We start from the raw sequence: 11,229 nt of genomic DNA, 5'->3' as shown, positions 1-11,229 counted from the left end.
TTCCAGGTGACGAAACAAGACCGAACCGCCAAATATGCCGGCTTTGGCTTTGATGCCTCCATTTGGGAGATGTTCCCGACGTGGATCGCCGGCGCAGAGCTCCATATCATCGACGAAGCGATTCGCCTCGATATGATCAAGCTCAATTCGTATTTTAATCACGAAGGCATCACCATTGCATTCCTGCCAACACAGCTATGTGAGCAGTTTATGTCGATGGACAATCATTCTCTCCGTTACTTACTGACAGGCGGGGACAAGCTAAAACAGGTGAAGCCCGTTCCATACAAACTCGTCAATAACTACGGCCCAACAGAAAATACGGTCGTGGCGACAAGCGGGATCATTGATCCAGATCAAGGCACGCTTCCTATCGGAACAGCGATTGCCAATACTCGTTTTTACATTATGGGTTCGTTATATGACCTCTCGCCGCAAGGCGTACCGGGTGAGCTCGTGATTGCGGGGAAAGGACTGGCAAGAGGCTACTGGAATCTCCCAGAGGAAACGGACAAACGGTTTGTCCCAGATCCATTTTATCCAGGAGAGCGCATGTACCGTACAGGTGACTTGGTGAAATGGACAGAGGATGGCGAGCTGATCTACCTCGGCAGAAAAGACCATCAAGTGAGCATCCGCGGATTCCGTATTGAGCTGTCAGAAATTGAAGCGCAGCTCCTTGCGCTGGATTCAGTCCAAGAAGCCGTCGTGACAACGGTCAAAGACGCAAGTGATCAAGACGCTCTTGTCGCTTACGTCATCACAGATAAAGAAACGGATACGTTGAAAGAAAACTTAAAGCGCATCTTGCCAGAATATATGGTGCCATCATGGATCATCAAGCTAGACCAACTGCCGATGACGGCAAATGGCAAAGTCGATCTCAAAGCACTGCCAGCACCTGATGTGGAAGCGAATCAAACTGCATACGAAGCGCCAAGAGATGAAGTGGAAGCACTGCTTTGCGGCATTTGGGAAGATGTACTTGGCGTCAGCCAAGTTGGTATTCACGACCACTTCTTCTTCCTTGGCGGAGATTCGATTAAAGGCATCCAGATGGTAAGCAGACTCACGCAAGAAGGCTGGAAGCTCGATATGAAACTGCTTTTCCAATATCCAACGATTGCGGAGCTTCGCCCATATATCGAAGAAGCGGATCTTCTCACAGCCGATCAGTCAGCTGTCGAAGGAGAGGTTATTTTAACACCTATACAGCGCTGGTTCTTTGAACGGAACTTCAGCAGCCAGCATCATTGGAATCAGTCCGTTATGCTCCATGCGGCAAATGGTTTGGATGAAGCGCTTGTCAAGCAAGTGCTCGAGCAGATGATGACCCATCATGATGCTTTGCGATTGGTTTATCCGATAGAAGAAGGACGCATCATCCAGCGTCATCGTGGAGTAGACGAAAACGATGTAGCGGTGGACGTGATAGAAGTACAAGGAGAACGATCACAGCAAATCGAGCACGTAGAAAAGCTGGCAAATGAAGTGCAGGCGAGTATTTCTTTAACAGAGGGACCGTTAGTCAAACCTGCGATTTTCCGTACGGATCATGGAGATCACTTATTGCTCGTTGTACATCACCTTGTCATTGATGGTGTGTCATGGCGTATTTTCCTTGAAGACTTCATGGCTCTTTATGAGCAGGCGAAGCGTGGGGAAGAGCTGACACTTCCTGAAAAAACACATTCATTCCAAGCATATGCCCAGAAGTTGACGGAATATGCAGTGTCAGATGAGCTGCTGGCAGAAAGGGACTATTGGAAAAAGGTACTTGGGCATTTAACTGCACCTCTGCAAAAGGATCATGTTACAGAGGATCAAAGAATGCTGCATACAAAAACCATTCGCTTTACGCTGTCTGAGGAAGAAACACGCAGTCTACTGACAGAAGTACATGAGGCGTACCATACGGAAATCAATGACATTTTGCTAACCGCTTTAGGATTGACCCTGAAAGAGTGGACAGGAGAAGACAGACACTTTATTCACCTTGAAGGACATGGAAGGGAAGACATCCTTCCGGCGGTCAATGTGTCGCGGACCATCGGCTGGTTTACGAGCATGTATCCTGTGCTACTTGATTTGTCGCATGCGGAGGATCTTTCGTATCAAATCAAGCTTTTGAAAGAAGAGCTCAGACACATTCCGAACAAGGGAATCGGCTATGGCGTTTTAAAATACTTAACGCCTGACAAAATGAAGGACGGTCTCGCATTTGATGTCACGCCAGATATCAGCTTTAACTATCTTGGTCAGTTTGATGAACAGATTGGCGGGGGTGAACTAAGTCGATCCACTTGGCAGGCAGGTCAATCATTAAGTCCAGAATCAGAGAAACCTCATGCATTAGATATTGTTGGTTTCGTAGAACAGGGCATGTTCCATATGACGATGTCATATCACCAGCTTGAATTCGAAGAGCAAACGATGGAACAGTTTAAGGACCTTTTAAAAAAGAACGTGAAGGCAATCATCTCACATTGTGTATCACAAGATGAAGCGCAAATTACACCTAGTGATGTAGGAGACGATGACCTGACCATGGATGAACTTGAAAAGCTAATGGATATATTTTAAGCAAACGAAGAGGTGGACTATGAGCAAACAGAAGATTCAAAAGGTATATCCTTTAACACCAATGCAAGAAGGTATGTTATATCATGCCATGCTAGACCCTAATTCGTCCTCTTATTTCACACAGCTGGAGCTTGGAATAAGAGGGGAGTTTGATCTCGATCTTTTTGAAAAAAGTCTCAATGAGCTCATCGGCACATATGACATTCTCCGTACAGCCTTTGTCTATCAGCAATTACAGAAGCCGCGTCAGGTTGTACTGGCAGAGCGCAATCTAGATGTGTATAGAGAGAATCTATCTCACCTGAATCATCAGGAACAGCAAAAGGTACTAGATCAATATAAAAAGCAAGTGAGAAAGCAAGGCTTCCATTTAACGAATGATTTGTTATTGAAGGTCGCTGTTTTTCAACTGAATGAAACAAACTGGCATCTCATTTGGAGCAACCATCACATCATCATGGATGGTTGGTCCATGGGAGTTTTGATGAAAAAATTGTTTCATTACTACGAATCTTATCGGAACGGCAAAACGCCGGATCGCTCACAAGGAAAACCTTATGCAGATTATATTCAGTGGCTTGGCAAGCAAAATCAACAAGCAGCGGAAGGCTATTGGAAGGTTCGCTTAGATGGTGCGATTCAGCATCAAGGGCTTTTGCAGCAAAAAGAAGCGAACGGACAATATGACCATCAGGAATGGACGTTCACATGGGATGCTGAAATGGTCAGCACCATTCAAGAGATCGCAAGGAATTGCCAAGTGACAGCACCGAATCTATTCCAGGCTGTTTGGTCGGTTCTTTTAGGCACTTACCATGCGGCACATGATGTCACTTTCGGAACAGTCGTATCTGGCAGGCCGCCAAGTGTGGCTGGTATAGAACAGATGGCAGGACTTTTTATCAATACAATACCGGTCAGGGTAGAAATGGATCAGGAAGACACCTTCAAACAGCTGTTTCAAAAAGTTCAGCAGCATGCGCTGGAAGCGGAAAACTATGATTTTATGCCGCTTTATGACATTCAGCAACAGACAGCTGCAGGAGGACAACTCTTCGATCACTTGGTCGGGTTTGAGAACTATCCTTTAGATCAAGAGCTATCTGGTGACACTATGTCGGAACGTCTAGGGTTTTCCATTGATGTAAAAGACGGATTTGAACAAACGAATTTCGATCTAAATGTCCTCGTATATCCAGGTGAAACATGGACATTGAAAATCAAATACAATGCGGTGGCTTTTGAAGAAGAGGTCATTGAAAAAATATCGAAACACCTGACCAACCTCATGAAGCAGATCATCGAGAATCCGGAAGTTCGCCTTCATGACGTGACGTGTATCACCGAAGAAGAAAAACAGCAGATTGAAGCATGGAACAAGACAGAACGAGATTATCCAAAGCATCTGTCTATTCCTGAGCTTCTTAAAGAACGCATTCAAACGCAGCCAGACCATCTGGCGTTAGTCGAAGGAGAGCGGGCATTCACCTATGAAGAACTCGGCCAAGAAATCCATCGTGTTGCGGGATATTTGATTGATAGCGGAGTGAAACAAGAAGATGCTGTCGCAGTGTATATGAATCGATCTGCTGAAGCAGTGATCGCCATTTTAGCGGTTCTTCAAGCAGGGGCTGCTTATGTACCAATTGATCCAGCCCAGCCGGAGGAGAGAATCCGCTTTATGCTTGAAGACAGCGGTGCATCCGTTTTGCTCTATGCGTACAGCCAGCCGCCAGTTCATGAAAGTATCCAAGCCGTTCGTGTGTCGGACATATCGAATCAGTCCAACGGACCATTCGAAGTCGAGACCTCTCCTTCGCAATTGGCGTATATCATGTACACGTCGGGGTCAACCGGCCAGCCAAAAGGGGTTCAAATTGAGCATCAGCATATTGTCAGATTGGCATGTTCTCAGGAGACACTGGGCTTGAACAAGTCGGATCGTATGGCACATACAGGAGCAGTCAGCTTTGATGCCATTACTTTTGAAATTTTCACCACACTGCTGAACGGTGCAACGCTTTATCCTGTTGACCGTGACACGTTATTGGACATCAACCGGTTTGAACGCTTTATCCAAACGAATCAAATCTCGGCGCTCTTTTTAACAACTGGTTTGTTTAATCAACTCGCTCAGCAGCGACCGCATATGTTTAAAGGACTGTTCAAATTGATCACAGGCGGTGATGTGATCAATGTGAAAAGTGCAGAGCTTGTGAAGAAAAATCATCCATCACTTGTTTTACTGAATGCGTACGGCCCAACAGAAAACACCACCATCTCGACCATTTATGAGGTGAGAGGGGATGAAACGGGCACGATTCCAATTGGTCAGCCGATCAATCATTCGTCCGCTTACATTTTAGATGACAATCAAAGACTTCAGCCAATTGGCGCGCCAGGAGAGCTGTATGTTGGCGGAGACGGTGTCTCAAGAGGATATCTCCATCGTCCAGAATTAACAAAGCAAGCATTTATCGCTGATCCTTTCAAGGCAGAAGGGCGTTTGTATCGAACAGGAGATTTGGCTAGGTACGGTTCAAATGGTCAAATCGAATTCCTCGGACGGACAGATGATCAAGTGAAAATCCGTGGTTTCCGTATTGAGCTCGGTGAAATTGAAACGATTCTTCAACAAGAGACGGGGATCGATGATGCGGTTGTGCTCATCCATGAGTCTCCTTCAGATGAAAAAGAAATGACCGCTTACTATACGGGAACGATCACGGAAGAAGAAGTGCGGGCTCTATTTAATCAAGAACTGCCAGCATATATGGTACCTCATCACGTCATGAAGCTAGATGCTTTTCCGCTTACCACAAACGGAAAGGTCGATCGAAAAGCTTTACCAACGCCTGACGAAGCTGATCGTGAAGAAATCAGGATCATTCCACCTGAAACCGAGACGGAAAAGGCGCTTGCTCAAATTTGGGAGGAACTGCTTGGGAAAGCGGTGGGAATAGATGAGCATTTCTTCATGACTGGCGGACATTCACTCAAAGCAATGATGATGTCAGCCAAAATCCAAGAAGTGTTCCAAAAGGAAGTTCCGATTCAAGTGATATTCGAAAAGCCAACGGTTCGATCGCTTGCGTCATACATTGACCAGGACGGTCAAGAAGAACAAGGACATCCGATCTTACCCGCAGCGAAGGCGGAGGACTACCCAGTGTCACCAGCTCAGCGGCGCTTATACATTTTACAAACACTTGAACCTAAGAGTACGAACTATCATATTCCGATCGTCTTAACGCTTGAAGGTACGCTCGATCATCAGCGGCTCACCTCAGCATTTGATGAATTGATTCAAACGCATGAAATTTTAAGAACGAGTTTTCATATGAAAGGCGAGAACATCGTCCAAAGGGTACATGAACGAGCGGCATTTGACCTCCCTGTCCATGATGTAAAGGAAGAAGAGGCCGAGGCATTTCTTGCTGAACGTCAGGCGCCGTTTGATTTGACAGCCGCTCCCCTCCTGCGGGCACAGCTGCTCAAAGTGAGTGACGACCGTCATCTTTTAGTTCTGGAAGCACATCACCTGATTACAGATGGCAGTTCCATGAAGACGTTCATTCAGGATTTGGCGAAAGCCTATGATGGAGAGGCACTTGCAGAAAGAGCCATTCATTATAAAGACTACGCTGTCTGGCAGTTAAGTGAAGAAGAAACAGAGAAACAGCGTGTGCATGAAGCGTATTGGCTGAAGCAATTCCAAGGAGATGTACCGGTTTTAGATTTGCCGACAGACTTTCCGCGTCCAGTGGAACGTGATTTTTCTGGAGAACGAGTGATGTTTGGCTGTGATCAAGCGACAACTCAGCGTATTCATGAGCTGCTCAAGAAAACAGATACGACGCTGTACATGTTCTTGTTATCTGCATTTCAAGTGCTGCTCGCATCCTACAGCGGACAGGAAGATATCATTGTCGGATCTCCTGTTGCGGGACGAATACATCCAGATATTCAGGACATGCCGGGGATGTTCATCAATACCATTGCGATGCGCGGGAAACCGGAACAAAAAAAGTCATTTTTACAGCTGCTTGAAGAAATAAAAGAAACGAGTGTAGATGCTTTTGCACATCAAAGCTATCCGCTCGAAGAGTTAATCGCGCGTCTACCGCTTGATCGTGATACAACCCGAAGCCCGCTCTTTAGTGTTTCGTTTAATATGCAGAACATGGATGTTCCTGCACTAAAGCTCGGCGATCTGAACATTTCGCCTTATGCAATGCAGCACCGATCCGTCAAATTTGATCTGTCTCTAGAAGCATTTGAACGTGAGGGAGAAATAAAACTAAGCCTAGACTATGCAACGGCATTATTTAAAGAGGAAACCATCCGCCGGTTCGGAACACATCTGCTTGCGATTATTCGTGAGGCGGTCCAGCATCCGAATGAACAAATTGGCTTGTTCAACCTCTTGGATCAGCATGAGCAAATGGAGCGGCTGGAGAAAAGGGATGGAGAACAAGCAGGTCAACATGAGCCGTACCATGTGCAATTTTCACGTCAAGCCATGGAAACACCTGATGCCATTGCGGTGATGGATGGTGAAAGGAAGCTGACTTACCGTGAACTAGATCACATGTCCAATGCTCTTTGCAGTGAGCTGAAGATGCAAGGCGTAGAGAAAGAAAGCACAGTCGCGCTTATTCTTGATCGGTCTGTCTATGTCATTGTCTCGATGCTAGGTGTAATGAAAGCAGGCGGTGCATTTGTCCCAATTGATCCAGCTTTTCCTGCGGAACGTATTCGTTACACATTAAAAGATTCAGGGGCAAAAGTCATCGTGGCAAATGAGTCTCTTGGTGATTCCTATCAGCATCTCAAGTCGATTCAGGTCGTACATGTGGAGAAAGCCGTCCAACGAAACGATTCTCTAGACCTGCCGGACGTATCGGTTGATCAACTGGCTTATGTGATTTACACATCTGGAACAACAGGGAAGCCAAAGGGTGTACAGCTCACGCATCGTAATCTATCACACTACGTCAATTGGTTGACACATGAAGTGACTTTACAAGAATGCGATCGAACGGCACTCCTGTCTTCTTATGCATACGACCTTGGTTACACAAGCATTTTCCCGGTTCTAAAAGCAGGCGGGACACTCTATATTCCTCGTGAAGACGTGTATACAGACCCTGTACGTCTCATGCGTTTTATTGATGAACAAGAGCTGACTTATATCAAAATGACACCATCCTTATTTCATATGATGGCAGATTCGAAGGGTCATACATTTGACGCTTTACGGCTTGTGGTATTGGGAGGAGAACCGATTGTCTCTGAAGATGTTGAGACATTTATGAAGCAGCATCCATGCGTGGCAGTGATGAACCATTACGGTCCGACAGAAACAACGATTGGTACAGTGAGCAAGCTAATGACACCGCATGAGCTGGACGCTTTAAAGGAGCGTTCTATCATTGGAAAGCCTATTGCTCATACAAGAGCGCTCGTATGCAATCGCGAGCAGCGCCTTGTCCCTTATGGCGCACCGGGTGAGCTCTACATTTCAGGTGATGGTGTTTCAAAAGGTTATTTGAATCAGCCTGAATTAACAGCGGAGCGTTTTCTTGAAAATCCTTATTTCCCTCAAGAGCGGATGTATCGAACGGGAGATTTGGTTAGACAGCATACAAATGGAGAGATTGAATTCCTTGGAAGAGTAGATGATCAAGTGAAAATTCGCGGCTATCGAATTGAGAAACAAGAAATTGAGCATGCCGCACGTGCCCTTTCAACCATTCAAAAAGTGTATGTCAAAGTGATCAACACATCTCGTTTACCGGAGCTGGCGTTATATTATACAGCACCTGATCACATTGGAACGCTGACATTTAGAGAAAAGCTTTCAGAGACACTACCGGATTACATGATTCCTACTTATTTTGTCAAAGTGGATCATATGCCGCTGACGCAAAACGGAAAAGTGGATGCAAAATCTCTGCCGCTTCCTCATGAGGCACATATGAACCGCACGGCACATGCAGCACCAGAAACGGCGCTTGAGCAGACGCTTTGTGATATTTGGTCAGATGTTCTTGAGATTGAAAAAGTCGGCATTGATGACCATTTCTTTGAATTAGGTGGGCATTCTTTGAAAGGCATGGTGCTCATTTCGAAAATGCAAGCCAAACTGAATCAGCATGTTCCACTCAAGGTTCTTTTTGAAAAGCCAACGATACGTGCGATAGCTGCCTATTTGGAAGAAGCTGATTCTTCGCTCGTCACATCCATTCAGCCAGCGGAAAAGCAAGATTTCTATCCAGTCTCTTCCGCACAAAAGCGAATGTACGTATTACAGCAGTTGCATCCAGAATCCGTCACCTACCATATGCCAGCCGTTTTCATGATGGAAGGAAACCTTGATCTGAAGCAGCTAGAAGGAGCGATTCAAGCTTTAATTGATAGACATGAGTCATTGCGGACAGCCTTTGTTGAAATTGACGGCAGTCCCGTCCAAAAAATCTATCGCCGTGTGCCGTTTACGTTACAGATGGTTGAAGTAGAAAGCGATCAGGTACAATCCGTCGTAGACAACTTCATGACACCATTCTCATTACATCAAGCACCTCTAATGAGAGCGAAAGTGGCAAAGCTGTCTGATGACAAATATGTATTCATGATGGATATGCACCATATCATCGCAGACGGAGTGACACGCAGTCTACTTATTCAAGAATTAGCGGAATTGTATGAGCATAAGACGTTACCGCCAGTTCAGTTGCACTACAAGGATTATGCGGTATGGCAGCAAGAGGAAGAGCAGCAAGTAGCACTTGAAAAACAGCGGCAGTATTGGCTGGAGCAATATGCACAGCCGCCAGAAGACTTAGCACTTCCGCTTGATTTCCCGCGGCCTAGTGTGCAGTCATTTGCAGGAGACCGGGTGGATAGATGGCTGTCTGCTGAAAAGGCGCAGCATGTCAAAGCGCTCATGGCTGAAAAAAATGTGAGCTTGAACATGGTGATGCAAACGGCCTTTGCCATTCTCCTTCATAAATTGACTGGGCAGCATGACATCGTCATAGGGGCTGTAACGGCTGGACGTACACATGCGTCAATCGAACGGATTCCGGGCATGTTTGTGAATACACTGGCCCTTCGACATGACGTTCAGTTAGAAGAAACTGCAGAGCATCTGCTAGAAAAAATAAAAGATCACAATCTATCAGCTTATGAACATCAAGGATTCCCGTTTGAGGATTTGGTCGCGCAGTTAGACCTTCCGAAAGACACGAGCCGCAACCCGTTGTTTAGTGTCATGATGACAACGGATGAGCGTGATCTGACGTTACCGAATTTGAATGGACTTACGCTTTCACACAGACAGCAAGAAGCCGTTCAGGCAAAGTTTGATTTAACGCTCGGCATCTTTGAGGAACAAGATCAAGTGGGCTTGCGCTTTGAATATGCAGCGGCACTATTTAAAAAGAGTACCATTCAGCGATGGAGTCAATATGTTGAGCGAATCATAGACGAAATGCTTGCGAAATTGAATCAGCCGATCTCAACCATCTCCATCTTAACCAAAGAAGAAGAGCGACATCTGCTTGATGATTGGTCCGGACCTGTCCTAAATGTCCCGACAGATCAAACGGTTCATGCATTGATTGAGGCGAAGTCACAGGAAGTACCTGATCAAAAAGCCGTAACTTTCTGCGGCACAAGCTGGACGTATGAAGAACTGAACAACCGGGCGAATACAGTCGCCGCAAGACTCATTTCCAGCGGCACAAAACCGGGAGACCGCATCGGCATTCTCACGCGTCCATCGCTCGAGATGACAGCCGCTGTTCTTGGGGTTCTCAAGGCAGGTGCGGCATTTGTGCCGATTGATGCCGATTATCCAGCGCAGCGCATTGCCTACATGTTGGAAGATTGCGGGGCAGAGGTCCTTCTGATTCAGAAAGGGCTCACTGCACCACGTTCTTTCACAGGTCATACCCTCTTCATAGAAGAGGCAGTAGAAGGAGAAGCGCACGAGATTCAGGTTCCTGTCAAACCAACGGATCTCGCTTATATGATTTACACATCTGGAACGACTGGACAGCCGAAGGGTGTCATGGTCGAGCACCAGTCCCTTGTCAATCTTGCTTTTTGGCACAATGATGCCTTCCAGGTGACGAAACAAGACCGAACCGCCAAATATGCCGGCTTTGGCTTTGATGCCTCCATTTGGGAGATGTTCCCGACGTGGATCGCCGGCGCAGAGCTCCATATCATCGACGAAGCGATTCGCCTCGATATGATCAAGCTCAATTCGTATTTTAATCACGAAGGCATCACCATTGCATTCCTGCCAACACAGCTATGTGAGCAGTTTATGTCGATGGACAATCATTCTCTCCGTTACTTACTGACAGGCGGGGACAAGCTAAAACAGGTGAAGCCCGTTCCATACAAACTCGTCAATAACTACGGCCCAACAGAAAATACGGTCGTGGCGACAAGCGGGATCATTGATCCAGATCAAGGCACGCTTCCTATCGGAACAGCGATTGCCAATACTCGTTTTTACATTATGGGTTCGTTATATGACCTCTCGCCGCAAGGCGTACCGGGTGAGCTCGTGATTGCGGGGAAAGGACTGGCAAGAGGCTACTGGAATCTCCCAGAGGAAACGGACAAACG

The 11,229-nt window shown here is 46.3% G+C and carries 2 protein-coding genes; both read left to right on the top strand.

Annotated elements, in window-relative coordinates:
• Positions 1-2,583 (top strand): condensation domain-containing protein (locus tag ACTJJQ_RS19125; protein ID WP_440600510.1); only part of this gene is annotated, 2,583 nt, incomplete at its 5' end.
• 19 nt (positions 2,584-2,602) lie between these two features.
• Positions 2,603-11,229, top strand: an 8,627-nt coding sequence (locus ACTJJQ_RS19120; protein WP_440600509.1) for an amino acid adenylation domain-containing protein, incomplete at its 3' end; no start/stop codon positions are given.

Source organism: Bacillus sp. 22483, assembly GCF_052044605.1.
In the GTDB taxonomy this organism is placed as follows: Bacteria; Bacillota; Bacilli; order Bacillales; family Bacillaceae; genus Bacillus; species Bacillus altitudinis.
The sequence above is the reverse complement of the archived record's forward strand: the minus strand, read 5'-3'. Positions and strand labels throughout refer to the sequence as shown.